The organism is Deinococcus marmoris (assembly GCF_001949125.1).
GTDB lineage: Bacteria > Deinococcota > Deinococci > Deinococcales > Deinococcaceae > Deinococcus > Deinococcus marmoris_A.
Map to the genome: position 1 here is coordinate 32,551 of NZ_MSTI01000157.1, position 23,350 is coordinate 55,900.

Annotated in this window: 27 protein-coding genes; 12 read left to right on the plus strand and 15 right to left on the minus strand. The window is 65.0% G+C overall.

Going from position 1 to position 23,350, the window contains the following annotated elements; genetic code table 11:
• Positions 1 to 30 precede the first annotated feature (30 nt).
• From BOO71_RS22710 to BOO71_RS22720, 3 genes are all read left to right on the plus strand, one after another.
• Positions 31 to 954, plus strand: a complete 924-nt coding sequence (locus tag BOO71_RS22710) for a CBS domain-containing protein (RefSeq protein WP_075836379.1) — start codon at positions 31 to 33, stop codon at positions 952 to 954.
• A 113-nt stretch (positions 955 to 1,067) separates the two neighbouring features.
• Positions 1,068 to 1,988, plus strand: coding sequence for a histone deacetylase family protein (locus BOO71_RS22715; RefSeq protein ID WP_075836381.1), 921 nt, complete (start codon positions 1,068 to 1,070; stop codon positions 1,986 to 1,988).
• Positions 1,989 to 2,178: 190 nt separating this feature from the next.
• On the plus strand, positions 2,179 to 2,814 hold the full coding sequence (locus tag BOO71_RS22720; RefSeq protein ID WP_075836383.1) for a cyclic nucleotide-binding domain-containing protein: 636 nt from the start codon (positions 2,179 to 2,181) through the stop codon (positions 2,812 to 2,814).
• Between the two features lie 57 nt (positions 2,815 to 2,871).
• Here BOO71_RS22720 and BOO71_RS22725 read toward each other — a convergent pair whose 3' ends face one another.
• Positions 2,872 to 3,789, minus strand: coding sequence for a magnesium transporter CorA family protein (locus BOO71_RS22725; protein ID WP_075836452.1), 918 nt, complete (start codon positions 3,787 to 3,789; stop codon positions 2,872 to 2,874).
• Between the two features lie 64 nt (positions 3,790 to 3,853).
• Between BOO71_RS22725 and crcB the strand changes: the two genes are divergently transcribed.
• Together crcB and xseA are read left to right on the plus strand one after the other, a co-directional pair.
• A complete protein-coding gene (gene crcB, locus BOO71_RS27315) occupies positions 3,854 to 4,234 on the plus strand; it encodes a fluoride efflux transporter CrcB (RefSeq protein ID WP_075836385.1) in 381 nt (126 codons plus the stop codon).
• Positions 4,231 to 5,457 carry an exodeoxyribonuclease VII large subunit gene (gene xseA, locus BOO71_RS22735; protein ID WP_075836386.1) on the plus strand — a complete coding sequence of 409 codons (1,227 nt, stop codon included), beginning with the start codon at positions 4,231 to 4,233 and terminating at the stop codon, positions 5,455 to 5,457. Before crcB ends, xseA begins: the two co-directional genes overlap by 4 nt.
• Here the strand turns inward: xseA and BOO71_RS22740 are convergent.
• From BOO71_RS22740 to BOO71_RS22795, 12 genes are all read right to left on the minus strand, one after another.
• Positions 5,441 to 5,968, minus strand: a complete 528-nt coding sequence (locus tag BOO71_RS22740; protein WP_075836388.1) for an N-acetyltransferase — start codon at positions 5,966 to 5,968, stop codon at positions 5,441 to 5,443. The genes xseA and BOO71_RS22740 overlap by 17 nt on opposite strands.
• Before the next feature lie 88 nt (positions 5,969 to 6,056).
• Entirely contained in the window at positions 6,057 to 6,527 is a 471-nt protein-coding gene (locus BOO71_RS22745; protein WP_075836390.1) for a GNAT family N-acetyltransferase, read from the minus strand.
• A gap of 123 nt (positions 6,528 to 6,650) precedes the next feature.
• On the minus strand, positions 6,651 to 7,160 hold the full coding sequence (locus BOO71_RS22750; RefSeq protein WP_075836392.1) for a GNAT family N-acetyltransferase: 510 nt from the start codon (positions 7,158 to 7,160) through the stop codon (positions 6,651 to 6,653).
• Positions 7,161 to 7,244: 84 nt separating this feature from the next.
• Complete coding sequence (locus BOO71_RS22755) at positions 7,245 to 7,736, minus strand: HIT family protein (RefSeq protein ID WP_083653756.1); 492 nt, start codon at positions 7,734 to 7,736, stop codon at positions 7,245 to 7,247.
• Between the two features lie 12 nt (positions 7,737 to 7,748).
• Positions 7,749 to 9,158, minus strand: a complete 1,410-nt coding sequence (argH, locus tag BOO71_RS22760; protein WP_075836394.1) for an argininosuccinate lyase — start codon at positions 9,156 to 9,158, stop codon at positions 7,749 to 7,751.
• Positions 9,145 to 9,804 carry an SMI1/KNR4 family protein gene (locus BOO71_RS27320; RefSeq protein ID WP_075836396.1) on the minus strand — a complete coding sequence of 220 codons (660 nt, stop codon included), beginning with the start codon at positions 9,802 to 9,804 and terminating at the stop codon, positions 9,145 to 9,147. Before BOO71_RS27320 ends, argH begins: the two co-directional genes overlap by 14 nt.
• Positions 9,801 to 10,259 (minus strand): GNAT family N-acetyltransferase, encoded by a 459-nt coding sequence (locus BOO71_RS22770; protein ID WP_175607512.1) that lies wholly within the window; start codon positions 10,257 to 10,259, stop codon positions 9,801 to 9,803. The genes BOO71_RS27320 and BOO71_RS22770 overlap by 4 nt, the downstream gene beginning before the upstream one ends.
• Positions 10,256 to 10,732 carry a GNAT family N-acetyltransferase gene (locus tag BOO71_RS22775; RefSeq protein WP_254843270.1) on the minus strand — a complete coding sequence of 159 codons (477 nt, stop codon included), beginning with the start codon at positions 10,730 to 10,732 and terminating at the stop codon, positions 10,256 to 10,258. The genes BOO71_RS22770 and BOO71_RS22775 overlap by 4 nt, the downstream gene beginning before the upstream one ends.
• Positions 10,729 to 11,169 (minus strand): DinB family protein, encoded by a 441-nt coding sequence (locus tag BOO71_RS22780; protein WP_075836398.1) that lies wholly within the window; start codon positions 11,167 to 11,169, stop codon positions 10,729 to 10,731. The genes BOO71_RS22775 and BOO71_RS22780 overlap by 4 nt, the downstream gene beginning before the upstream one ends.
• A gap of 2 nt (positions 11,170 to 11,171) precedes the next feature.
• Entirely contained in the window at positions 11,172 to 12,425 is a 1,254-nt protein-coding gene (locus tag BOO71_RS22785) for an argininosuccinate synthase (RefSeq protein WP_075836400.1), read from the minus strand.
• Positions 12,426 to 12,761: 336 nt separating this feature from the next.
• Positions 12,762 to 13,571 (minus strand): response regulator, encoded by an 810-nt coding sequence (locus tag BOO71_RS22790; protein WP_075836402.1) that lies wholly within the window; start codon positions 13,569 to 13,571, stop codon positions 12,762 to 12,764.
• Between the two features lie 210 nt (positions 13,572 to 13,781).
• A complete protein-coding gene (locus BOO71_RS22795; RefSeq protein ID WP_083653753.1) occupies positions 13,782 to 14,267 on the minus strand; it encodes an acyl-CoA thioesterase in 486 nt (161 codons plus the stop codon).
• A gap of 218 nt (positions 14,268 to 14,485) precedes the next feature.
• Between BOO71_RS22795 and BOO71_RS22800 the strand changes: the two genes are divergently transcribed.
• From BOO71_RS22800 to BOO71_RS22820, 5 genes are all read left to right on the plus strand, one after another.
• Positions 14,486 to 15,625, plus strand: a complete 1,140-nt coding sequence (locus BOO71_RS22800; protein WP_075836406.1) for an ABC transporter substrate-binding protein — start codon at positions 14,486 to 14,488, stop codon at positions 15,623 to 15,625.
• A 265-nt stretch (positions 15,626 to 15,890) separates the two neighbouring features.
• Positions 15,891 to 16,751, plus strand: a complete 861-nt coding sequence (locus tag BOO71_RS22805; protein WP_075836408.1) for a branched-chain amino acid ABC transporter permease — start codon at positions 15,891 to 15,893, stop codon at positions 16,749 to 16,751.
• The gene (locus BOO71_RS22810) at positions 16,748 to 17,752 is read left to right on the plus strand and encodes a branched-chain amino acid ABC transporter permease (RefSeq protein WP_075836410.1); all 1,005 of its coding nucleotides are present in this window, start codon (positions 16,748 to 16,750) and stop codon (positions 17,750 to 17,752) included. The genes BOO71_RS22805 and BOO71_RS22810 overlap by 4 nt, the downstream gene beginning before the upstream one ends.
• Complete coding sequence (locus BOO71_RS22815) at positions 17,739 to 18,548, plus strand: ABC transporter ATP-binding protein (RefSeq protein ID WP_075836411.1); 810 nt, start codon at positions 17,739 to 17,741, stop codon at positions 18,546 to 18,548. The genes BOO71_RS22810 and BOO71_RS22815 overlap by 14 nt, the downstream gene beginning before the upstream one ends.
• Positions 18,541 to 19,248 (plus strand): ABC transporter ATP-binding protein, encoded by a 708-nt coding sequence (locus tag BOO71_RS22820; protein WP_075836413.1) that lies wholly within the window; start codon positions 18,541 to 18,543, stop codon positions 19,246 to 19,248. Before BOO71_RS22815 ends, BOO71_RS22820 begins: the two co-directional genes overlap by 8 nt.
• 62 nt (positions 19,249 to 19,310) lie before the next feature.
• Here the strand turns inward: BOO71_RS22820 and BOO71_RS22825 are convergent, their stop codons facing one another.
• Entirely contained in the window at positions 19,311 to 20,675 is a 1,365-nt protein-coding gene (locus tag BOO71_RS22825) for an MFS transporter (protein ID WP_254843271.1), read from the minus strand.
• 268 nt (positions 20,676 to 20,943) lie between these two features.
• Here BOO71_RS22825 and BOO71_RS22830 point away from each other — a divergent pair, with 268 nt between their 5' ends.
• Together BOO71_RS22830 and BOO71_RS22835 are read left to right on the plus strand one after the other, a co-directional pair.
• A complete protein-coding gene (locus tag BOO71_RS22830) occupies positions 20,944 to 22,080 on the plus strand; it encodes a pyridoxal phosphate-dependent aminotransferase (RefSeq protein WP_075836416.1) in 1,137 nt (378 codons plus the stop codon).
• A gap of 106 nt (positions 22,081 to 22,186) precedes the next feature.
• The gene (locus BOO71_RS22835) at positions 22,187 to 22,663 is read left to right on the plus strand and encodes a hypothetical protein (protein ID WP_075836418.1); all 477 of its coding nucleotides are present in this window, start codon (positions 22,187 to 22,189) and stop codon (positions 22,661 to 22,663) included.
• 72 nt (positions 22,664 to 22,735) lie between these two features.
• Here the strand turns inward: BOO71_RS22835 and BOO71_RS22840 are convergent, their stop codons facing one another.
• Positions 22,736 to 23,347 carry a DUF4097 family beta strand repeat-containing protein gene (locus tag BOO71_RS22840; protein ID WP_083653754.1) on the minus strand — a complete coding sequence of 204 codons (612 nt, stop codon included), beginning with the start codon at positions 23,345 to 23,347 and terminating at the stop codon, positions 22,736 to 22,738.
• Between the last annotated feature and the right edge of the window lie 3 nt (positions 23,348 to 23,350).

The window sequence follows — 23,350 nt, forward strand, 5'->3', positions numbered from 1 at the left end:
GCCCAGTCAATCAGCCCGGAGGTTCGCCCCATGTCCGATCAGACCACGTCCCAGAACTCAGCTCCCCAGGCCGCAACGCCTCAGCACGCAGCCGCCCCCAGCTCCACGCCCGCGCTGACGGTGCAGGACGCCATGCATCCCCGCGCCGTGAGCATCGGCGCGCACGAAACGCTGGCCGACGCCGTGGTCGCCATGCAGGAACTGAAGGTCAAGCGGATGCCGGTGACGCAGAACAACAGGGTGATCGGCATCCTCACGGACGGCGAGGTCCGCCGCAACCTGCCGCCGCTCAAGGAAGGGCTGACCCCCTGGGACTTTGCGGGCCGGGTCGGGCGGGTGCGGGTGCGCGAGGCCATGCGCCAGCCTGTGCATACGGTCACCCCTGAGACGCCGCTGGCGACAGCGATCCACACCATGCTGGAACGGCATATCGGCGGGCTGCCCGTGGTGGACGGGGACGGCGTTCTGCTGGGCATGCTGACCCTGACCGACGTTCTGCGTGCCGAGGCCAGAACCCCCCGCCTGCGCTGGGGCGCGGTAGAGCAGCACATGACCGTGGGCGTGGTGACCACCCCCGCCGACGCCCCGGCACACGAAGCGGCAGCCAAATTAAAGATCTCGCGTCTGCGCGTGCTGCCCGTGCTTCAGGACGGGGTGCTGACGGGCCTGCTGCATGAGGTTGATCTGGCCGAGGCCATAGACCGCGCCAGCGCTGGCCACGGCGACACGGTGATGGGCGGTCAGTTCTTCCTGGAAGGCAAAACGGCCCGTGACCTGATGCGCCCGCCCACCGGCCACATGCGCGACGGCACCCCCATGCGCGACGCCCTGAGCCAGATGCTGGCGCTGGACGTTCACGGTCTGCCCGTAGTGGACGACGGCGGCAGACTGCTGGGCGTGGTCACCATCAGCGACGTGCTGAAAACCGTGCTGGGGCAGGCGCAGGAGGGGTAGAGCGGGAATGGGTTGGCGACGAGGCGCTGAAGGATACCTTCCTCAACGCCTCGTCGCCAACCCCGTAACCTCCCTCTCCCTCTGATTCCGCCGTCTGCCCCAGACTGAGGGGGATGTCCGCCCCTGCCCCACCGACGTTCTCACACCCCTTCCGGGCGTACTCGCCTGCCGATTTCCACTTTCCACTGCCGGAAGGCCACCGCTTCCCGTATTACAAATACGCCGGGGTGCGCGATTTGCTGCGCCCGCATCTGCCCGTGCCGGACGCGCCCGCCCTGCGCTGGGCCGATGCGGCGCGCGTGCATGATCCGCACTGGCTGCGGCGCTGGCGGCGGGGAGAGGTAGGGAAAAACGAGGAACGCGCCCTGGGATTGCCGTGGTCCCCGGAGATGGTGGAGCGTTCGCGCCGCGCGGCTGGCGGCTCACTGGCAGCCCTGCACGACGCCATGAATACTGGCTGGGGCGCGAATCTGGCGGGTGGCACGCACCATTCCTTCCGCGACCGCGCCGAGGGCTTCTGCCTGCTCAACGATGCCGCGCTGCTCACAAAGGTGGCGCTGGACGACGGACTGGCCTCACGGGTGGCCGTGATCGATCTGGACGTGCATCAGGGCAACGGCACGGCGGCCATGCTGGGCGCGGAGGCGCGGGCCTTTACCCTCAGCATTCACGGCGAGCGCAATTACCCGTTTCGCAAGGAGATCAGCTCGCTGGACCTGGGCCTGGGCGACGGCGTGACCGACAGCGAGTATCTGGATGTGCTGCACAGGCAGGTGCTGCCCGCCATAGAGGCGTTCCGGCCCGATCTGCTCCTCTTTCTGGCGGGGGCGGACGTGCTGGCCGGGGACCGCTTCGGGCGCTTTGCCCTGAGCCTGGAGGGCCTGCGCGAACGCAACCGCGCGGTACTGAACTGGGCGAAAATGGCGGCCATTCCCGTGGTGACGGTGCTGGCCGGAGGCTACAACAACGACCACGATCTGACCATTAAAGCCCATGCCAGCGTGGTTTTGGACGGTCTGGAAGTGCTGGGCTAGGCGAGGGATGAAAGCGGAAATTTGGTCAGTCTTCATACTGTGTGGCCTGAACGTTCAGAGGTTGTTCAAAGCTTGTACAGTGCTGGTACGAAAGGCTGTTCAGAGAAGTTGCGTCAGGTGCAGTACGCGGGTCCGACTCGAGTGAGCCGAACTTTTTTCTGAAATGCCCCTTGTCCCCACAGGAGCGTCCATGACCTACGTAACCCCCACCGCCGTTCTTCCCGTGACCCACGCCGATCTCTCCGCCCGTCAGGTCCGCCGGGGCCAGACGCTGTACTACGCGGGCGACAGCTCGCCCAGCCTGTACCGCCTGGAAAGCGGCCTGATGCGCGCCGTGCGTCTGACCCCGCAGGGCCGCAACCTGACCGTGCGCCACATCCACCCCGGCGACATCTTCGGCGAGGAAACGCTGCATGGCCAGACCCGTGCCCATCAGGTCGTCGCGCTGACCGACGCTGCGCTGACCCCTATCCACCCCGAACACCTGTCCGCCACAGAACTGTGGGACCTGACCCGCAGCCTGAGCGCGCAGCTTCAGCGCATGATGACCGACGGCGTGCATATTCAGGACGGCGACCTGCGTGAGCGCATCGCCCGCTACCTGCTGAATCTGGCCGACAGCACCCTGGGCGGCCAGCACGCCGACGGCGCACGCTATGTCCGCGCCACGCACGAACTGATCGCCGAGGGCACCGGGGCAACCCGCGAAAGCGTGAGCAAGCTGATCGGTGAGATGCGCGACGACGGCCTGCTGTTGCCCGCCTACCGCTGCCTGACCCTGATCGACGAAACCCGCCTCAAGGGCCTGAGCGGCTACCACGGCTGAATCTCTTCAGTTCTGATCTTCCCTCTCCACAGTTTTGGAGAGGGATTTTTTCTGGCTTCACCACCAGCCGCGCCGCTTGAAATAAAGGGCCAGCAGGCCGCCGATCAGCAGGAAGCTGCCCCAGGCCATCACGTACCCCAGGGGCCATTCCAGTTCCGGCATGGCCTTGAAGTTCATGCCCCACACGCCCGCCAGGAAGGTCAGGGGCAAGAAGATCACGCTGACGGCGGTCAGGGTCCGCATCACCTCGTTCATGCGCTGGTTCTGGAGGTTCAGGTGCAGGTCCAGCAGGCTGGTCAGGAAATCGCGCAGGCCGTCCAGGTGGCTGGCCGCGCGGGTGAAACTGTCCTGGGCGTCGCGGTAACGGACCAGATCGGCGGGGGTGGCGGTGGCGTGGCGGCCCAGCAGCGCGGCAGCCTCGCGGGCGTCGCTGGCCAGGCGACGGCCCTGAGACAGCAGGTGTTTGACCTCAAAAATATCGGGGACCGGGTTGTCGCGCCTGTTTTTGAACACCTGCTCCTCCAGCGCGTCGGTGCGCCTCTCCAGCGCCTCGGCCAGCGTGAAAAAGGTGTCGGCGGTGTGGTCCAGCAGTTCGTAGGTGACCTCGGCAGGCAGGTTGACATTCTCGCGGCCCACCATCCCCCAGACGTTGTGGAGCGCCATCGTGCCCTTCGTGCTGAAGGTCAGCGCCGCGTCCGCGAAGCCGAAAATACTGATGCGTTCGGTGTCCTCGTCCTCCTTGTCGGGGTGCGAGAAAGACCGGACGGTGATAAAGGCGTGTTCGGGGTACTGCTCGGCGCGGCTCCAGTGGCCGTGTTCCAGCACGTCTTCCAGCGCCAGCTCGTTGAGGGGAAAGGCCGCCTGCAAGCGGGCCAGCTCGGGGGGCGTCACGTCCTGAACGTCCACCCAGACGCCGGAGGTCTGCCCCTCCCATTCAAAGGCTTCCCCACTCGCAAGGTGCTTGGCACGGATCATGGGGGAATGGTACGCGGCCCAGACAGACAAAGCGTCACCCTGTTCACGCACTATCCTGTTGCCCATGACGCCCGCGCTGTGGATTTCGTTGATGCTTGGAGGCGCGGTGGGTGCGGCCTGCCGCCAGGGGACGGTGCTGGCGCTGATGCCGCTGGTGGCCCGCACGGGTTTTCCCTACGCCGTGCTGATCATCAACGTGCTGGGATCGTTCCTGCTGGGCCTGACGCTGGCCCTGGCCGGGCGCGGCGTGGTGCCGGAAGCGGTGCGGGTGGCCTTCGGCACGGGCGTGCTGGGCGCGTTCACCACCTTTTCCACCTTCAGCACGGAGATGGACGGGCTGTTGCTGCGGGGACAGGCCGTGTCGGCCCTGCTGTACGCGCTGGGCAGCGTGGGTTTGGGGCTGACGGCGGCCATCTTTGGCAGGCTCCTGGGTGCCAAACTGTGACCCGCAAACGCAAAAAGACCGAGCCGACGCGCCCGCCCGAGCAGTTTCTGGAACTCTCGGAGGTGCTGGCCTACATCGGGCAGGTGATCTCGCGCGGGATGCCGGGGGCCGTGTGGGTGCGGGCGGAGGTGGCCTCGGTGACGGACCGCCGACACCTGTATATAGATCTGGTGCAACTGGGCGAGGACGGCGAGGTGGCCAAATGCCGCGCCACCGTCTGGGCACGCGAACGCTTCAGCCTGGAGGGCAAATTCAGGCAGGCGACGGGCGGCACGCTGACGGCGGGGTTAAAAGTGCTGCTGTTCTGCCAGCCGGAATTTCACCCCCAGTACGGCTTCTCGCTGAACGTGCTGGACCTGTCGCCTGAATACACGCTGGGAGACGCGGCGCTGCGCCTGGACGCGTTGCGGCAGACGCTGGTGAAAGAAGGGGTTTATGGCCTGAACCGCCTGCTGCCCGCACCCACCGACTTCGCGCGGGTGGCCGTGATCTCGCCCACAGGCGCGGCGGGTCTGGGCGACTTCCGCCGCGAGACGGACCCGCTGGAGGCGGCTGGGGTCACCGACTTCACGTATCTGGAAGCCACTTTCCAGGGCCGCGAGGCGTCCGCCAGTCTGTTGCGGGCGGCAGAGGCGGCGCTGGAGTTGCACGGTGAAGCTCCGCTGGACGCGCTGGTGATCATCCGGGGCGGCGGGGCCGTCACCGATCTGGCGTGGCTGAACGATCTGGCCTTCGCCCGCGCCCTGGCGACGTTTCCCGCCCCGGTCATCACCGGCCTGGGCCACGCCCGCGACGACTCCCTGCCCGACGAGGTGGCGGCGATCCGCACCGACACGCCCAGCAAGGCTGCCGCCCTGATCGTCCGCACCGTAGCCGGGGCCGCCGCCGCCGCGCAGGAAGACATCCGCACCGTCCGCGCCGCCGCCGCGTCCGTACTGGTGGAAGCCGACGCGGGGGCATTGTGGGCAAAGGACCGCATCCTGGGCGCTGCCAACCGCCAGAGCGACACCGCCCGCGCTGACGTGGATGCCCTGATGCGGCAGGCACTGGGCCTAACCCCCGAACGCACCCTGGCCCGTGGTTACGCCCTGGTGCGGGATGCGGAGGGCCAACCCGTCACGCGGGCGGCGGGGGTAATGACGGGGCAGCGGCTGACGCTGGAGTGGCAGGACGGCAAGGCAGACGTAACGGTGAAGAACGTCTCCCCTATTCCAGCACCCTGAGCATGGCGATCTCGTTGCAGTTCTCAAAGAACGCGCAGCGCTGGCACTCGCTCCAGACCTTCGGGTGCAGGTGGGTCTTGTCTATGCGCGTGAAGCCGCACTTCTCAAAAAAGACCTGCTGATACGTCCACGCGAACAGCGCGGGCAGGTCAATCTCGCGGGCTTCCTGTTCGCAGGCTGCCACCAACTGTTTGCCCAGGCCGCGCCCCTGCATGTTGGGATGAATGGCCAGACCGCGCACCTCGGCCAGATCGGGGGCCAGCAGATGCAGGCCGCAGACGCCCGCCAGACCACCGACCTGATCCTCATGGGCCTCGGCAAAAATTAGTTGGAAGTCGCGGATGGTCTCGGCCAGCAGGGCGCGTGAGCGCACCAGCATCTGCCCACGCGCCGCCCAGTAGCCGATCAGCTCGTGAATGGCCTCAATGTCCGACAGCTTCGCCTTGCGCCCACTCAGGGGAGCCTGCTGGTGGATGTCGGGAATGGCGATGGAATCCAGGGAAAGGGTCATGCGCGCCCCTGGCGCGGGTTGTGGTGTGTGGACTGTGGGTTGTGGCACAGATCACCCACGACCCACAACCCACGCCCTACAACCCTCCTTAAGCCTTGCTGGCCCCACTGGTCAGATCGCGCATCCAGGTGGTGTCGCCGGGGCGCTGGCCGCCGGAGCGGTAAGCCTTGACCTGCGGGGCGTCGGGAATATCGCCCATGACCAGGGCCATCGGCACCTGGGTAAAACCGAAGGTACTCCAGTCGCCACCACTGCTGAACATGTAGACCGCGCGGTCCCCCCGGCCCTGGGCGTACTCGATGGCGCTCATGATCAGCCGCCGTCCCAGACCCCCACCCCGCGCGTCCGGCATCACGGCTGCGCCGCGCAGCAGTGATGCCCCGTCGCCGTGTTCCAGGCCAATCGCGCCGATGGGCTGGCCGCCGCGCTCCATCACCCAGTAGGTGGTGCCCGTCGCCATCGCCTCGTCGGTGTCCAGCCCGGCGTCGTGAAACACGCGGACGACGGTGTCCTTGTCGCTGGCAGTGGCCAGCCTGATCTGAATATTCTGATCGGTCATGGGAAATTCCTCCGGAAAAGAAAAGGGCAATGAACTGAGATTCGCCGAGCGGTCCCGGCGCACTTGAATTGAGAACGTGGGCAGAATAGCGCACGGCCCGCGCCCGTGGCAGGCGTCCAGCGTTCATTTCCGGCCTCCCCCATTCAACTCGCGCTTCCACGCCTGCTCACCGTGAATCCAGCCTTTCAGCAGCCCACTGCTGACCTGGGGCGTGCCCGACAGCGCGGCACTGATTTCATCTACGCCCACCGGGACAAAGCCGAAGCGCAGCCAGTAATCCCCGGCCTCCTGGCTGAACAGATACACGGCCCGGTCCCCGCGCAGGCTGGCATGCGTGAGCGCCGAGGTCACCAGTGCGCGGCCCAGCCCCTGCGAGCGCGCCGTGGGCAACACGGCAGTCGAGCGGATCAGCGACACGCCGTCCCCGTGTTCCAGGCCGATGCAGCCGCCCGGCACGCCGTCGAGGTCCGCAATCCAGTAGGTGCTGCCCTCGGGGGTCACGCTCTGGGTATGCAACCCGCAGCCCTCCAGCAGCGCCAGGACGGTAGGAAAGTCCTGTGGCGCGGCCTGGCGCAACTTGACGTGCATCTGGGAAAGAGGAGGGTGGGCGTTGGGAATCTGGGTGGGGGTCATGGGGAAACCTCTGGGGGATGGGGGGCGGTTGATGAAAGTTGAGCTGAAGGCAAACCCCTCAGTCCGCTACGCGGCCAGCTCCCTTTAAAGGGAGCCAAGTGGTTGTTGTCGTCGTTCAGCCGCCTGTGCCGCCGCTTTCAGGAAATAGCGCAGGCCCGCGCCCGCCGAGGCGTCCGTGTTCCAACGAGGAATGACGTGCAGGTGAACGTGCGGAATATGCGCCCCGCCCGCCGGGAAGACGTTCCAGCCGACTGTGTAGCCATCTGGTTTAACGGTGGCCTCTAAATGGGCGCGGACCTCGGCCAACAAGTTATGGATGGAGGAAGCCTCAGCGGGGGTCAGGTCAAAGACGGTTTCGCAGGGACGGCGCGTGACGATGATTCCTGAATTGAAAAGTCCCTCAGCATATTGAGGCTGGAGCTGGCTATAGATGCACAGCTCATTTTCAAGCGTGAATCCCGTTCCGCCGAGCTGCCCAGTGTCGTCTGGCACGAGTGGATTCTTCTCCGGGTGCGCCAGCCAGTGCGCCCATTCCTCCTGCCGCTTACCCAGGAGGGTGCCGTCCAGATTCACCATCACGTCCACTCCTCAGTCCTCCACAGCCATGCCCAGCTTCGCCTTGGCGGCGTCCACCGCCTCACGCACCCGTTTGGGCGCGGTGCCGCCGTAGCTCAGGCGGTTCTTGACGCTCTCCTCGACCGTGAGCGAGGCCGCGACTTCAGCATTCAGCAGCGGATGGGCAGCTTTCAATTCCTCGTCAGTCAGCTCCCACAGTTGCCGATTAGAGCGTGAGGCCACGCCCACCAGACCGCCCACCACTTCATGCGCCTCGCGGAAAGGGACGCCCTGGCGGGCCAGGAAATCGGCGACATCGGTGGCCGTGCTGTAGCCGCGCGCCGCTGCCTCGCGGGTTTTATCGGCGTGCCACTCGCATTTGGGCAGCATGTCGGCGTACAGACGCAGCACGATTGACAGGGTGTCGTAGCTGTCAAAGACGCCTTCCTTGTCCTCCTGCAAGTCCTTGTTGTAGGCCAGCGGCGTACCCTTGACCACCGTCAGCAGGCCCATCAGGTTGCCGAACACGCGCCCCGCTTTGCCGCGCGCCAGTTCGGACACGTCGGGGTTTTTCTTCTGCGGCATGATGCTGCTGCCCGTGGTGTGCGAGTCCGGCAGCGTCAGGAAGCCGAACTCGAAGGTGCTGTACAGGATCAATTCTTCGCTCAGGCGGGAGACGTGCGCGGACAGGATGGCGCAAGCACTCAGGAACTCCAGCGCGAAATCCCGGCTGCCCACGCCGTCCAGGGAGTTAGCGGTGGGGCGGGCGAATCCCAGCGCGGTGGACACCGTATGGCGGTCAATCGGCCACGGTGTCCCGGCCAGCGCCGAGCTGCCCAGCGGCGACTCGTCCATGCGGGCAGCAGCGTCCAGAAAACGGCCCTCGTCGCGCTCCAGCATGGCGGCGTAGGCCATGAACCAGTGGGCCAGCAGGATGGGTTGCGCCACCTGAAGGTGCGTGTAGCCGGGCAGGATGACGCCCGCATCCAGCGCCCGCTCGGCCTCAGCCACCATCACGGCACGCAGGGCGCGGGTCTGAGCGGCCAGATCGTGCGCGGCTTCCTTGGTAAACAACCGGAAATCCACCGCCACCTGATCGTTGCGGCTGCGGGCGGTGTGCAGCTTGCCCGCCACCGGGCCGATCCGGTCCCGCAGCGCCGCCTCGATGTTCATATGTACGTCTTCGCGGTCCAGTCGCCACTCGAACTCCCCGGCGCGAATCTCGTCCAGCACAGCATTTAAGCCGTCGCTGATCTGGGTGACTTCCTCGGCGCTCAGAATGTCCACCTGCCCCAGCATGGCGACGTGCGCCAGCGAGCCGCGAATGTCCTGCTCGTACAACCGTTGATCGAAGGACACGGAGGCGTTGAACAGTTCCACGAGGCTGTCGGTAGCCTCAGCGAAACGGCCTCCCCAGAGTTTCTTGTCTTTAGTGTTGGTCATTTGTACACCTCAGTAAATTCAAATGAGCATCAAGTTCCGATTCATACCAAGTCAGGAACGTCACTTTCTCACCATGAATGAGATAAGGAGATAAGCCCTCGTCAACGTGTCTGACATCCTCCCAGATGTGTCCCCTCTCCTCGCCCGAAACAATTAGCTGAAACTCGTAATCCATCCTCGCTACAGGAAAGCAACCACTCAGGTGGTCATCGCTGAAATAGTCAGCCATCCAGATTTTCTCGGAAGAAGACAGCCGTGGTTCAAAATGCGGCTTTTCTAGGTCCTCAGCACTTATGACCGCCGAAGACCCGTCATATTCCGTATTCCAAGCGGACTGATGTGGGAATGGAATATCCAGCCGTCTCGTTTTACAAATTTTCAGGCTATGCGAAACTGCATATAAACCTTGGTACGGATTGACGCTTCCGTTACCAATCCTCTCCAGAAATGCGACATATTCTTCCGGTAGACTAAATCCAACCTGATCTTCAATAGATTTTATTTCATCATGAGATAAGCAAGGCCAAAACTTATAATCTGCAATTTTATAAGCCTCAGAAGTTTGAGACTCCAGAAGTTTAATTAGTACTGCAATCGCACTCTCTACAGAATCCAACTTCCTTTCAATCTCACTTGAAAATATCATCTCGCCATCACTTTGACTAAAACCACTGGCACCGGACTCCCCGGACTGGCGAACGCATAAACCTCATTGGACTGCACGTATCCCAACCGCTCGTAATACGGCACAACCTCTAAATTGAATTGCGAGACGGCCAGCAGCACGCGCCTGAAGCCTCTTTCAAAAGCAGTCTGTTCCACCGCCCGCACCAGCGCTACGCCGATGCCCTGGCCGCGATGCCGGGGTAGGGTGGCAAGTTTATTCAGCGTCAGGGTGCCTTCGCCATCCGGGCGGAAGCCGACGCAGCCGCAGACCTTTCCCGCATCGACGGCCACGAATCCGCCTGAACCGGGAGCAAACAGCGATTGCTCCAACCCCTCCAGCGTCGTGCGGTTCCAGCTTGAACGGGGGTCCATCCCTACCGCCAACATGACCGTGTGGAAGGCGGGCAGATCGGCGGGAACCACACGGCGAATCACGATGGCTCCAGCGTCAGGCGCATCTCGTTGGTGGAGACGAAACCCAGCTTGATATACGTGGGTTTCCCCGCGTCGGAGGCGTGCAGGCTGACCTGTTCCACGCCGCGCGCCCGGCATTCGGCCAGCAGCACCTGCATCAGATACCGGGCCAGCCCTTGCCCCCGCTGTTCCGGGGCCACATAAACGTTCTGGATGTATGCCCGGAGCGGGGTCACGGTGCGTGGGCTGGGCGGCAGCATCTGCCAGGAAACGCCTGCACCCGCCACAACCTGTTCCCCCCTCTCAATCAGGATGCCGGAGTACGTGTCGTTGGCCAGTGCGCCGCGCAGCCACTCCAGACTGGGGGCAGAACTCGCACGCACCCGCGCCACGTCGCTGCCCATGTCGGTGAACATGGCGTCACGCTGGGCCTGAATAAGTTCGGCGTCGGCCAGAGTGGCAGGGCGTAGGGTCAGGCCATCAGGCAGAATCACGCGCCCGTCCGCTCCCAGATTTGCGCCAGATGGTGCAACTGGTGGCACACATAATCCGCCGCCACGAACTCCAGTGTCACGCTGTCGCCGCCGCCGATGCTCAGGGTGTGGCCCAGACTGGCGGGCGGCAACTGCGCGATGACATGGGCAAACTGAAGCTGATACGCGGCCCACAGTTCCACGATCTCGGACCAGGGGCGCTCCTGCCAGCCGCCCACCTCCACCCAGACATCCTGATCGTAGCCAGGCAGGGCGAGGCCATCCTCAACGGAAGCGCGAACAAAGCGGGCGTGGTTGTTGACGCCACTGTCTATCAGGTGGCCCAGAACCTGTTTCCCGCTCCACACGTCGGAGGCAGGCTTGCGGGATGCCAGCTCTTCAGTGATGACTTGAAGGCGCAGCAACGCTCCAGCGACAACTTCCGCGAGGCCCATCATCCTCAGACCTTCGCCGCTTCTTTCTGCTCCGCCCTGGCCTGAACCCGCGCCTGCACGCGCATCCGCAGGGCGTTGAGCTTGATGAATGCTCCAGCGTCGTGCTGGTTGTAGTCGCCGCCCGCCTCGAAGGACACCAGATCCTTGTCGTACAGGCTCTGCGGGGCTTTGCGGCCCACCGTGTCGCAGTTGCCCTTGTACAGCTTCAGGCGGGCCGTTCCCGTGACCGACTGCGCGACGTGATCGATGTAGACCTGCAACGCCTCGCGCTCGGGGGCGAACCAGAAGCCGTTGTAGACCAGTTCGGCGTATTTGACGCCTAGGGCGTCGCGCTGATGCAGCACCTCGCGGTCCAGGGTCAGGCTCTCCACGGCGCGGCGGGCGTGGTACAGCAGGGTGCCGCCGGGGGTTTCGTACACGCCGCGCGATTTCATGCCCACGAAGCGGTTTTCCACCAGATCGATGCGTCCGATGCCGTGCTTGCCCCCAATCTCATTGGCTTTCTGAAGCAGGTCAGCAGGCGAGAGCTTCTGGCCGTCAATGCTGACTGGATCGCCATTCACGAACTCCACTTCCACGTATTGCGCCTCATTGGGGGCGTCCTCGGGAGAGACGGTCAGTTTGAACATGTGCGCGGGCGGCTCGGTCCAGGGGTCTTCCAGAATGCCGCCCTCGTAGCTGATGTGCAGCATGTTGGCGTCGGTACTCCAGGGGTCTTTCTTGGTGGTGGGGACGGGAATGTTGTGTTCATGCGCGAAGGCTTCCAGATCGGCGCGGCCCTGAAACTCCCAGTCGCGCCAGGGGGCCACAGTCACGATGTCGGGGTTGAGGGCATACGCGGTCATCTCGAAGCGCACCTGATCGTTGCCCTTGCCCGTCGCGCCGTGCGACACGGCCACCGCGCCCTCTTTGGCGGCGATTTCCACCATCTTCTTGGCGATCAGCGGGCGGGCAATTGAGGTTCCCAGCAGGTAATAGCCCTCGTACAGCGCGCTGCTGCGGAACATCGGAAACACGTAATCGCGCACGAATTCCTCGCGCAGGTCCAGGGCGTAGGCGGCCACCGCCCCCGTATTCAGCGCCTTGACGCGGGCTTCTTCCACCTCGTCACCCTGGCCCAGATCGGCGGTAAAGCACACCACGTCGTAATTGCGCTCGGTCTGGAGCCACTTGAGAATGATGCTGGTGTCCAGACCGCCACTGTAGGCGAGGACGATTTTTTCGCGGCTGCTGGCGGCGGTGCTGTTGGGGTCAGTCATGGGGTGATTGTCTCCTAGAAAGGTCAGGCAACGCAAAAGGCCCGGCGCATGCAGACGCCGCCCATTCCCACAGTGTCGGTCAAAACCTGCGGGTCAGGCGGAGATTCAGCGTCGGGAAATCGAGTCAGGCATGGTTTGTATTGTTATGCGCTATTTACGCATAGCTATACATAATCTAGCAAGCGGGGTGCGGGGGGTCAAGCTGTTTCAGAATATCTGCACGGACAGACGGGGGCTTGCGACATCGATTCCATAATCGTCTGGCAAAACGAGAAGGGACGCCATCCGTGCTTCAGCGCCCCTCCTGTTTGCCCTGCCGTTTCCGCAGAGTGTTTTTTAATGCAGCGAACGTGGGTCCAGGCCACCTGCACGCGTCCGCATCCAGGATTTGACGCCGCTGGCTGCTGGGGTGTCTTGGACCAGGGCCGTCATGACGCCCGCGCCGAAGGGGCAGACCACCAGCACCCGGTCCCCGAACTCGATCTGCACGGCCTGCATGGGTTGCTGGCCGCCCAGATGCATGCTCAGGGACGCCGAGGTGCTGCACAGAAAGCCCAGGTAAGCCCCGAGCTGGGCAGGCAACTGGGCCGAACCCGCGATCAGCTCGCCCTGTTCGCCAAACACGCACGACGACAGCACGCCGGGCAGCAGGTTGATTCCGCCCACACACGCCTGCGCGGCCTGAAAGCTCAGTTCGGGCGCTTGCAACACCGGGGTGCTGGGCAGCAGGCCATCGTCGCCGTCCTCTTTCAGCGTGGCCATTGTCTCGTCCAGGCCACCGTTTAACCAGCCTTGCAGCGACGAGAGCAGCACTGCCGATTGCAGGGGCTTACGCATCACGTCCAGCACGCCCAGTTCGCGGGCCTGACGGCGCAGGCTGTCCTCCACGATCCCGCTCATCAGGACCACGCCCAGTTCCGGGCGGCCCTCGCGCAACCTGCGCGCCAGTTCCAGGCCATCCATACCCGGCATCTGCACGTCGCTGAGAACCAGCGCGGTGTCGGAGGTCAGCGCCTCCAGCGCGGCGTGGGCGCTGCTCGCCATCTGCACGCTGACGTGAGGCGAGAGCAGCCGGTGCATGGTGAGCAGAACACCGGGACTGTCGTCAACGATCAGAACCGAGGGATGGGGGGAGGAGGCGGTCATAGTTCCCAGAGCGTAAGCAGGTGGCTGTATCGCGCGCCTTACGCCTTTCACCGATAAAGGTGAGAACTTCACAGGGATTTCTTAAGATGCAGACTTCTTCATGAAACCGGGGATGTTCTGGCGCTGAAGCGCTACAGCCCGCCTGGGATATCTACGTCCGGCTCCGAAGTTACAGGAGGCAGACCCCTCTGCCTGTCACCTCGCGGCTGTTCAGGGCCGGGCCTGATGATCCGGCTGGGCGCTGGGCGTTTCCTGGCCCTCGGGCAGCGGTGGCACCGGGCAGGGCTTGCCCGCCTCGTCCACGGCCACGAAGACGAACGTGCCCGTGGTGGCCAGTGCCTGCTCCCCGGTGGTCATGGTCTCGCGGTACACGTCCACCCGCACGGTCATGCTGCTGCGGCCCACCCGGACCACCTGCGCGTCCAGCGCCACCGCGTCCCCCACCCGGATCGGCAGCCGGAAATCCACGCCGTCCATCCGCGCCGTGACCACGTTGCCGCCGCCGTGCCGCACCGCCGCGACGCTGGCGGCCTTGTCCATCAGGGACAGCACCCAGCCCCCGAAAGCGGTCCCCAGGTAGTTGGTGTCCTTGGGAAAGACCAGTTCCAGCATGCGGGCGCGGCTGCGCGGGGCCGGGGTGATGGGAGGCGGGGCTGTGGAGTGTGGGGCGGCATCTGTCGGGGAGGGATCGGTCATGGCCCCGAAGTGTAGTGCGGCGTGGTGGATCAGGCGGTTGTGGGCGACTTTGAGACAGTCCGCCCACCTCGGGCCTCTCAACTGAGAACTTCATCAATTGGGGGCAGGGCAATTGACACCCCCGCCCGCCCATGACAGCATGTGTTCCACGCACAACTTGTACTGCGTCCAGCGTATTTGGCACCGTCCACTGCGTTCTGGATCCCGGAGGTTCACCCATGAAGACCAGACTTCTGTTCCCTGCCCTCGTCCTGGCCCTCGCCGGGTCCGCCTACGCCGATAAGGTCGTCAACATCGGTTATTCCGGCCCCCTGTCGGGCGGCGCGGCCTCTTACGGTAAAGATGTCCAGAGCGGCATCGAGATGGGCATCAACGACATCAACAAGGCGGGCGGCGTCACCGTCGGCGGCGAGAAGGTCACCTTCAAGCTGGTCAGCCTGGATGACCGTTACCTGCCCAACGAGACGGCCACCAACGTCAAACGCCTGACCTCTCAGGGCATCGATGTGATCTTCGTGCCGCACGCCGGGGGCATCCTGACCGTGCAGCCGATGACCACCCGCGATCCCGCATTCCTGCTGGTGGCCTACTCCAGCGAACCCAAGATCCTGGAGGCCAAGAACCCGCTGACCTTCATGCTGCCGCCGCGCTACGACAACTACCTGCAACCCTTCGTGAGTACCCAGATCAAGGCCTTCGGCAAGAAGCTGGGCATGGTGGGCACCACCAGCGCCTACGGCAAACAGTGGGCCGACGCCGTGACCGAGGAGTGGAAGAAAGAGGGCGGCACCGTGGGCAGCAACAACGGCGTCGATTACGGCACCACCGTGGATTACAGCGCCGCCGTGACCAAGGCCCTGTCCGAGAAGCCCGACGTGCTGTTCATCGGTGGCCCCAGCCAGCCCACCGCGCTGGTGGTCAAGGCCGCCCGCGAGCAGGGCTTCAAGGGCGGCTTCATCGTGATGGATCAGGCCAAGTTCGAGCAGATGGATCAGATCGTACCCATCTCGTACCTGAACGGCTCCGTGGGCGTGCTGCCTACCAAGGAATTCGCCGGAACGCAATTGTTCGTGGCCCAGTACCAGCGCCTCTACAAGAAGATTCCCACCAGTGAAGCCGCGCTGAACTACATGGGCATCAACGTGATTGCCAAGGCGATGGAACTGGCCGGGACCACCACTGATCCAGCCAAGATCAAGGGCAGCCTGGACGCCGCCGCCAGGGCGCTGCCCCAGAGCAAGACCATCTTCAAGATGAAGGGCGTGTCGGCTCTGGGCCATGCCGACGCCGATTTCATTATCGCCAGCGTCAAGGACGGCAAGTACACCAAGCTGCGGTTGGATACGGTCTTCAAGTAAGGCGGGTGGGGCAGCGCTCAGGAGCTTTTGCTGAACGCCGCCCCGCTGCCCGCGCCCCGACGCAATTTTGCCGGGGCGCGTTTTGATTGCCTGAAGTGGTCGTTCGTGTGGGTCAGGTTCGCTGGTCCGTCCCCTCACCCCAGCCCTTCCCCACAGAGGCAGAGAGAGCAGACCAGAAAACCTGCCGCTTCTCAATCGTTTGAGTTCCCTCTCCATAACGGGACCGCCCCCCTCTCGCCCCCAACTTTCCTGGAGGACCATCCCCTTGACCACTTTGCTGCAACAACTTTTCAATGCCGTGGCGCTGGGCGGGGTCTACGCGCTGGTGGCGCTGGGCCTGACCCTGGTGTACGGCGTGATGCGCGTGCCCAACTTCGCGCACGGCGGGCTGTACATGCTGGGCGCGTACCTCACCTACGCCTCGCTGACCGGGCTGGGCATCGGCTACGTGCCGTCGCTGCTGCTGGCTGCCATCGGCGTGGCGCTGCTGGCCGCTTTAATGGAGCGGGTGATCTTCTATCCGCTGCGAAACGCGCCGCATGTGTCGCCGATGATCGCCGCGATTGGCGTGCTGTTCTTCCTGGAGGCCGCCGTGCAACTGATCTGGGGGCCGGATTTCAAGCAGATTCCCGCACCGATTAATGGCATCGTCGAGATCGGCGGCGTGATCGTCACCTGGCAACGCCTGATCATCATCGCGGCCAGTGTGGTGGTGGTGCTAGCCCTGAACTACTTCTTAAAGCGCACGCTGACCGGCGCAACCATTGAGGCCATGTCGCAGAACCGTGAGGGCGCGCGGCTGGTGGGCATCAACACCAACCGGGTGGGCATGCTGACCTTCGCCATTTCGGGCCTGCTGGCGGCGGCGGCGGCGGCACTCATTGCCCCCACGCTGCTGGTCAGCCCCAGCATGGGCGAGGTCATGAACCTCAAGGTCTTCGCCATCATCATCCTGGGCGGCATGGGCAGCGTGCCAGGGGCAATTGTGGGCGCGTTTCTGCTGTCGTTTGCCGAGACCTTCGGCGGCGCGTTCATCAGCCTGGACTTTGCCGACGTGATCGGCTTTGCCATGCTGGTGGTGGTTCTGGCGATCCGGCCCCAGGGTCTGTTCAAGAGGGGCACATGAAGGGCTGGATGGGCTGGGTGGCCGTATTCGTGCTGGCTGCCCTCGTCCCGCTCTTCGGCCCCTCCGGCTACATCCTGGACATCGGCGTGAACATCATGATCTACGCGATTCTGGCGTACGGTCTGAACGTGCTGCTGGGCTATACCGGACAGTTGCCGCTGGCGCACGCCGGGTTCTTCGGCATCGGCGCGTATGCCACCGGGATTCTGACCCTCAAGGTGGGCTGGAGTTTCTGGCTGGCGTGGCCGGTGGCCGTGGCGATTACCGCCGTGGCCGGGCTGCTGCTGGGGCTGGTGGCCTTCCGCACCAAGGGCGATACCTTTGCCATCTTCACGCTGGGCGTGGGCGTGATCATCATGCTGGTGATCAACAAGTGGGATGCACTGACCGGCGGCAACGACGGCCTGAACGGGATTCAACCTCCCGGCGGACTGGAGGCACTGTCCAACAGCGTGGGCCTGAAACTGTCGAGCGGCTTCTATTATCTGGCGCTGATCAGTCTGGTGCTGACCGTGATCGCCGTGGCGCGGGCGCGGGGCAGCGTATTCGGGCGCTCGCTGATCGCCATTCGCGGCGGCGACGATCTGGCGCGCAGTGCGGGCATCGACGTCTATTCCCACAAACTGCGGGCCATGATGCTGTCCACGGCCATCGCGGGCTTCGCGGGCGGGCTGTACGCCACCTACCTGGGATTCCTGGGTTCGGCGGCCACCGGGCCGATCCAGACCTTCACCATCCTGCTGTACCTGCTGGTGGGCGGGCTGGGCACACTAGCCGGGCCGCTGCTGGGCACTGGGCTGATGTACACGCTGGCGCAGAGCCTCAAGGGGTTGCAGGACTACCAGTACATCATCTTCGGGCCACTGCTGATTCTGCTGATCATGTTCGCGCCGCAGGGGCTGGCCGGGCTGTGGATGCGCCTGACCGCGCGGCGCACACCGCCACCCGCCTCACCGCCCACCGCGCCACCCACAAAGGAGGTCACCCGTGTTGGAAGTTAAGGGGCTGGGCATCCGCTTCGGGGGCAACCACGCCGTTCAGGACGTGACCGCCAGCATCGAGGCCGGAAAGATTACCGCCATCATCGGGCCGAACGGGGCGGGCAAGAGTACCTTCTTCAACCTGATTTCCGGGTTTTACCAGCCGACTTCGGGCAGCATCCAGTTCATGGGCAAGGACATTACCCGCCTGCCCACGCACGACGTGGTGGCGCGCGGCATTGCCCGCACCTTCCAGACCACCACCATCTACAAGGAATTGAGCGTGCTGGACAACGCCATGATCGGCCACCGCGTCCGCACCCGCGCCGGGCTGTGGGACGCTCTGCTGCGAACCGGGCGCGAGAAGCACGATGAGAACGAAAGCCGCGCCGGGGGCATGGCGGCGCTGGAACGGGTGGGACTGGCCGCGCAGGCTGGCCTTCCCGCCGGGGCGCTGACGCAGGAAGGCCAGAAGCGCGTGGGCATTGCAATGGCCCTGTCCAGCGATCCCAAGTTGCTACTGCTGGACGAACCCGCCGCCGGAATGAACCCCGAGGAAACGGTGAATCTGATGGCCCTGATCCGCGAACTGGTGGCCGGTGGCCTGAGTGTGGCGCTGGTGGAACACAAGATGAGTCTGGTGATGGGCCTGGCCGACGAGATTCTGGTGATGCATCACGGCCAGAAAATCGCAGAGGGCACGCCCGCGCAGGTCAGCCGTGATCCCGCCGTGATCGAGGCGTATCTGGGCAGCCACGCACACGGCGGCCAGATGGGGCAGGCCGGGACCACTGAGGGGGAAGCGCCACATGCTTGAAGTCCGCGATCTGAGCGTCAATTACGGCCACTTCACGGCCCTGCACGCCATCAGCCTGACGGTCAACCCCGGCGAGATCGTGGTGATGCTGGGGGCCAACGGCGCGGGCAAAAGCACGCTGTTCCGCACGCTGTCCGGGCTGCAACGGCCCAGTGGCGGCAGCGCTGCCTGGAACGGCACGCCGCTCACCGGGGGCAAGCCGGAATACAACGTCGAACACGGCGTCGCGCAGTGTCCCGAGGGCCGCCTGCTGTTCCCCGACCTGAGCGTGGAGAAGAACCTGCGGCTGGGGGCATTCGTTCACCGCAAGGACCCGGCAGGCACCAACAAGGAGCTGGAGCGCGTCTACACGCTGTTTCCCGATCTGGTGCAGAAGCGCAACGCCCCCGCCGGAAGCCTGTCCGGGGGGCAGCAGCAGATGGTGGCGATTGCCCGGTCACTCATGGCCCGCCCGCAACTGCTGCTGCTGGATGAACCCAGCCTGGGTCTCGCGCCGATGGTGGTGGAACAGGTCTTTGCCGCCGTGCAGCGCGTCAACGAAGCCGGGGTCAGCGTGCTGCTGGCCGAGCAGAACGCCTACGCTGCTCTGGGGGTCGCGCACCGGGGCTACGTGATGGAAAGCGGCGTGCTGACCTTGCAGGGCACCCAGCAGGAACTGATGACCGATGACCGGGTGCGGAGCGCATATCTGGGGGTGTAGTCAGAACATGGGGAGAGACAGATTTGCCTCTCCCTCCCAGAACAGCAAGAAGCAGGCGGGCCTCAAACGAGGTTCGCCTCTTTTTCTTCCTCTACATTGCCCTTTTGCCCAGCCCACAGCCGCCCGGCCACCGCCAAAGCCACCACTGCCCCCAGCAGCGTGACCGCGAAGGCCAGCGTAAAGGCCCCATCCAGCGGGCGCACGCGGGCGATCAGTGCGCCGCCGATGCCTGCGGCCAGGGCCACCATCAGCGACTCGATGTTCGCCAGTTGCCCGGACAGTTGCCCCGCACCCTGCGCCTTTACGTTGGACATGGCAAACAGGGAAACGCTGGTGTAGCCGATGCCCATGCCCAGGCAGGCCAGCACCCAACTGGGGTAGATCACCCACAGCGGCACCACGCCCAGCACGCTCAGGGCGGTCAGGCCCACTCCGACAGTTACGCCGCTCAGGCCAGCTCGGATGCGGGCGGGCCGCGACGATTCGCCGCGCGCGTCCTCTATCCGCGCCTGAATCCACGAACCCAGGGTCCAGGTCACGCCGCCCAGCGACAGCACGATACCCGCCCCGGTCAGCGTCAGGCCGCGCAGCTCGTTCAGGGCCAGCGGCAGAAAGGAACTGGTGCCCATGATGGCGAAGGCCGCCAGCCCCCGGACCATCAGGGCGCTGGGCAGGCCACTTTTAAAGCGCCACAGGCCCGCCGGGAACAACACGCGGGTGCTGAGGCCCACGCCAATCAGCCCGACTGCGCCCAGCAGCAGCCCCAGAATGTCGGCGCGCCGCAAGCCTTCCACCAGCGCCCCTGCCGAGACGGCCAGTGCCAATGCGGCCCACAGGACGCGGCGGCTGCCCAGCGCGGCCTCACCCTTTTGCGGCTGCCGGACCCGCACCCGCAGGGGCAGCACGCACATCGGGGCGCTGACCGCCAGCAGCGGCACCAGACCCCAGAAGACCACCCGCCAGGACCATGTATCGGCCATCACGCTGGCAATCAGCGGGCCGATCAGGGCGGGCAACAGCCACGCGCTGGAAATGGCGGCGAGCATCTTCGCGCGGGCCTGCGGGGGGTAGCGGGTACTGATGACGGCCCACGGCAGAGCGGCCAGCCCGCCTGCCCCCAGACCCTGGATCAGACGGGCCAGCACGAAGATCAGCATGGTGGGAGACGCCGCCCCCACCAGCAGACCGAAAGCGAACAGAACCAGCGCCAGAATTGCCCCGTAGGCCAGTCCGCGACGGTCCGCCAGCACGCCGCCCAGCACCGCGCCAAACAGGCTGGACAGCAAAAACGCGCTGGAGGCCCAGCCGTAGAGGGCCAGACCGTTCAGTTGCTCGGCCACCCTGGGCAGCACCGTGCTGACGGCCATCGACTCGAAGGCCACGATCAGGACCACCAGCACCAGCCCCAGACTCAGGGTGCGCGGCACAGCCGGAAGGGGATCTGGACGGAGGTGGGGGGGCGCGGCGCTGCTCACGGGGCGCATCCTCGCACAGCCGGGGGCGGCGGGCTGTGGCCATTGCGGCGGTAGCAGGGAAATGCGGCCTCTGCCGTCCAGCCAGTCCGCGCACCCCAGGCCCAGGCCAGAGGCCCAGTATTTTCAGACCCGTTTTTCAGGCACGTGTCCGGCAGTCCCTGCCCCGGCCCTGTCTGACCCGCCCTCTCCTGCCCCCTGTCCCGCAGGCGCACACTGAACCATGCCCGAACTGTTGCCCCGCGCCCGCGCCTCGCGGGAGAGTGTGTTTGCCCGCATGAGCCGTCTGGCCGCGCATTACGGGGCCGTCAATCTGGGCCAGGGCTTTCCCGCCGATTCTCCCCCGGCCTTTCTGCTGGAGGCGGCGCGGCGCGCGGTGGGCACGCTGGACCAGTACAGCCCCCCCGCCGGATTGCCCGCCCTGCGCGACGCCATCGGCGTGGACCTGGGGGTGGACGGCGCGGACGTGATCGTCACCAGCGGCGCAACCGAGGCCCTGAACGTGCTGGCCCTGTCGCTGTACGGGCCGGGCGACGAGGTGCTGATGCTGGAGCCGGTTTTCGACGTGTACGTGCCCCAGACGCTGCTGGCCGGGGCCGTGCCCGTCACGGTGCCCATGCAGCTTTCCAGTGCAGGAGGCTGGTCCCTGGATCTGGAGGCATTGAAAGCCGCCGTGACGCCACGCACACGGGCGCTGCTGCTGAACAGCCCGTACAACCCGACTGGCACGATCTTCTCCCGCGAGGAACTGGCCGGGATCGTGACCCTGGCCCGCAAGCATGACCTGTGGATCATCAGCGACGAGGTCTACGACGAACTGTATTTCGGGGAACGGCCCGTCTCCCTGCGGGAACTGGCCCCCGAACGCACCTTTACCGTGGGCAGCGCGGGCAAGCGGCTGGAGGCCACCGGCTGGCGCGTGGGCTGGATTGCCTGCCCGCCTGGGGAAGCTGGGGCGGGTGTTGCGGCCAATATCGCCGGGGTGCGCCAGCAGGGATCGTTCTGTTCGCCCACACCCTTGCAGGCGGCGGTGGCCTCGGCCCTGCCGATAGCCCGCGCCGAGGGCTTTTACGAGGGCCTGCGTGCCGAATACAGCGCCCGGCAGACCTTGCTAGCAGACGGTCTGCGCGGTCTGGGGGCCACCGTATTCATGCCGCGCGGCACCTATTTCCTCACGGCGCTGCACCCCGACTGGAGCGCCGAGACGCTGGTGGAACGCGGCGTCGCGGTCATTCCCGGCGAGGCGTTCTACTGGCAGCACCCCGCGCCGCAGGGCCTGCTGCGCGTCGCCTTCTGCAAATCACGGGACGAGATCGCGCGGGCGCTGGAGCGGCTCTCGGCGGTTACAGCCGCGTCTTAGAAAAGCAAGACAGGCCCCAAAGAATAAGTAAGCCCTAAAGGCCACTGTTCGTTTCTGTAAAGGTCCTCACCTTTTACAACCAGGGCAACCTCGTTATGGTGAGCTTATGAAGAAAGCTGCCCTGACCCTCCTGGCGCTCGCCGCCGTTTCCTCCGCCTCCGCCGCCACGTATGTCGGCGGTTCCGTCGGCTCCGGCCTGAGCGTTCATTACCAGAACGATCTGACTAGCAACTCGGCCATCCGCTACGGCCTGAACCTGGACGCCATCAACTTCAACTTCAATGCCCTGTCCGTCAACGCCAGCGTGGACTACCTGGCCGACTTCGCCGCAGCCAGCTCGCTGGGCGGCTTTACCCCGTACTACGGCGTCGGTCTGGGGGCGGGCGCGGGTCTGGGCAGCAACGTGGGCCTGAGCGTCTATCCGCACGCCACCCTGGGCCTGCGTTACAACATCTCCGCGCCGCTCAGCGTGTTCGTCGAGGGCAATGCCGGAGCCTACGTGCGTGTGGGCAGCGGGGCCAACACCACCAATGTCGGTCTGGGCAGCACAGCCCGCATCGGCCTGAACTACCGTCTGCCCTGAGCGCCCCCGGAACTTTTTACCCCCACCCAACTTGCGGGTGGGGGTTTTCAATTGAGCGGACGTATCAGAAATTCACTTGACGGTGAGGTTTCCCTGTCCCACCGTCACGGTCAGATTGACCCGGTACTTGGCCGTCGCGAAGTTGGCGCTCTGGTACGTGCCGTTGAAGTCCTGACCGTCGGCCACCTTTTTGCCATTCATGACCAGCGTTCCCTGGGTAAACTTCCTGACCTCCAGACTGATTCCGGTGTTCGGCGGCAGGGTGATGGTGGTGTCGCCCTGCGCTTGCTGCAACGTCGCCTTCAGATTGGCGGCGGGCAACTTTAATTGCAGGTTGCCGAGTTCCTGGGTCACTTGCAGGCCCAGGAGCTTCAGCGCCCGTAGATCCAGACTGCTCTCGCCCTGACTGGCCTGAACCGTCAGACTGATCGGCAACTTTGGACTCAGCCCAATGGCCCAGTCGCCCAGCGAATGCGAGGCAGACACGTAGGCCACGCCGTTCTTGATGGTGGGGTTGCGGACGCCCATGACGGGTGAGGCGCTGCTGCTGCCAGCCAGCGTCAGGTCCCCCAGCTCCTGCTTGAGCGTGATGTTGACGCTGCTGTAGCTGGCGGCCAGGGCAAAACTGGCGGTGGCCAGGGCCATCAGGGCGGGGGCGATCAGAGCAGGGGTATTTCGTTTCACAGG

Bases quoted from the DNA above. Each gene is read 5' to 3' on its own strand.
- BOO71_RS22710 (WP_075836379.1), top strand. From the start codon at position 31: ATGTCCGATCAGACCACGTCCCAGAACTCAGCTCCCCAGGCCGCAACG.
- BOO71_RS22715 (WP_075836381.1), top strand. From the start codon at position 1,068: ATGTCCGCCCCTGCCCCACCGACGTTCTCACACCCCTTCCGGGCGTAC.
- BOO71_RS22720 (WP_075836383.1), top strand. From the start codon at position 2,179: ATGACCTACGTAACCCCCACCGCCGTTCTTCCCGTGACCCACGCCGAT.
- BOO71_RS22725 (WP_075836452.1), bottom strand. From the start codon at position 3,789: ATGATCCGTGCCAAGCACCTTGCGAGTGGGGAAGCCTTTGAATGGGAG.
- crcB (WP_075836385.1), top strand. From the start codon at position 3,854: ATGACGCCCGCGCTGTGGATTTCGTTGATGCTTGGAGGCGCGGTGGGT.
- BOO71_RS22740 (WP_075836388.1), bottom strand. From the start codon at position 5,968: ATGACCCTTTCCCTGGATTCCATCGCCATTCCCGACATCCACCAGCAG.
- BOO71_RS22745 (WP_075836390.1), bottom strand. From the start codon at position 6,527: ATGACCGATCAGAATATTCAGATCAGGCTGGCCACTGCCAGCGACAAG.
- BOO71_RS22750 (WP_075836392.1), bottom strand. From the start codon at position 7,160: ATGACCCCCACCCAGATTCCCAACGCCCACCCTCCTCTTTCCCAGATG.
- BOO71_RS22755 (WP_083653756.1), bottom strand. From the start codon at position 7,736: ATGGTGAATCTGGACGGCACCCTCCTGGGTAAGCGGCAGGAGGAATGG.
- argH (WP_075836394.1), bottom strand. From the start codon at position 9,158: ATGACCAACACTAAAGACAAGAAACTCTGGGGAGGCCGTTTCGCTGAG.
- BOO71_RS27320 (WP_075836396.1), bottom strand. From the start codon at position 9,804: ATGATATTTTCAAGTGAGATTGAAAGGAAGTTGGATTCTGTAGAGAGT.
- BOO71_RS22780 (WP_075836398.1), bottom strand. From the start codon at position 11,169: ATGATGGGCCTCGCGGAAGTTGTCGCTGGAGCGTTGCTGCGCCTTCAA.
- BOO71_RS22785 (WP_075836400.1), bottom strand. From the start codon at position 12,425: ATGACTGACCCCAACAGCACCGCCGCCAGCAGCCGCGAAAAAATCGTC.
- BOO71_RS22790 (WP_075836402.1), bottom strand. From the start codon at position 13,571: ATGACCGCCTCCTCCCCCCATCCCTCGGTTCTGATCGTTGACGACAGT.
- BOO71_RS22795 (WP_083653753.1), bottom strand. From the start codon at position 14,267: ATGACCGATCCCTCCCCGACAGATGCCGCCCCACACTCCACAGCCCCG.
- BOO71_RS22800 (WP_075836406.1), top strand. From the start codon at position 14,486: ATGAAGACCAGACTTCTGTTCCCTGCCCTCGTCCTGGCCCTCGCCGGG.
- BOO71_RS22810 (WP_075836410.1), top strand. From the start codon at position 16,748: ATGAAGGGCTGGATGGGCTGGGTGGCCGTATTCGTGCTGGCTGCCCTC.
- BOO71_RS22820 (WP_075836413.1), top strand. From the start codon at position 18,541: ATGCTTGAAGTCCGCGATCTGAGCGTCAATTACGGCCACTTCACGGCC.
- BOO71_RS22830 (WP_075836416.1), top strand. From the start codon at position 20,944: ATGCCCGAACTGTTGCCCCGCGCCCGCGCCTCGCGGGAGAGTGTGTTT.
- BOO71_RS22835 (WP_075836418.1), top strand. From the start codon at position 22,187: ATGAAGAAAGCTGCCCTGACCCTCCTGGCGCTCGCCGCCGTTTCCTCC.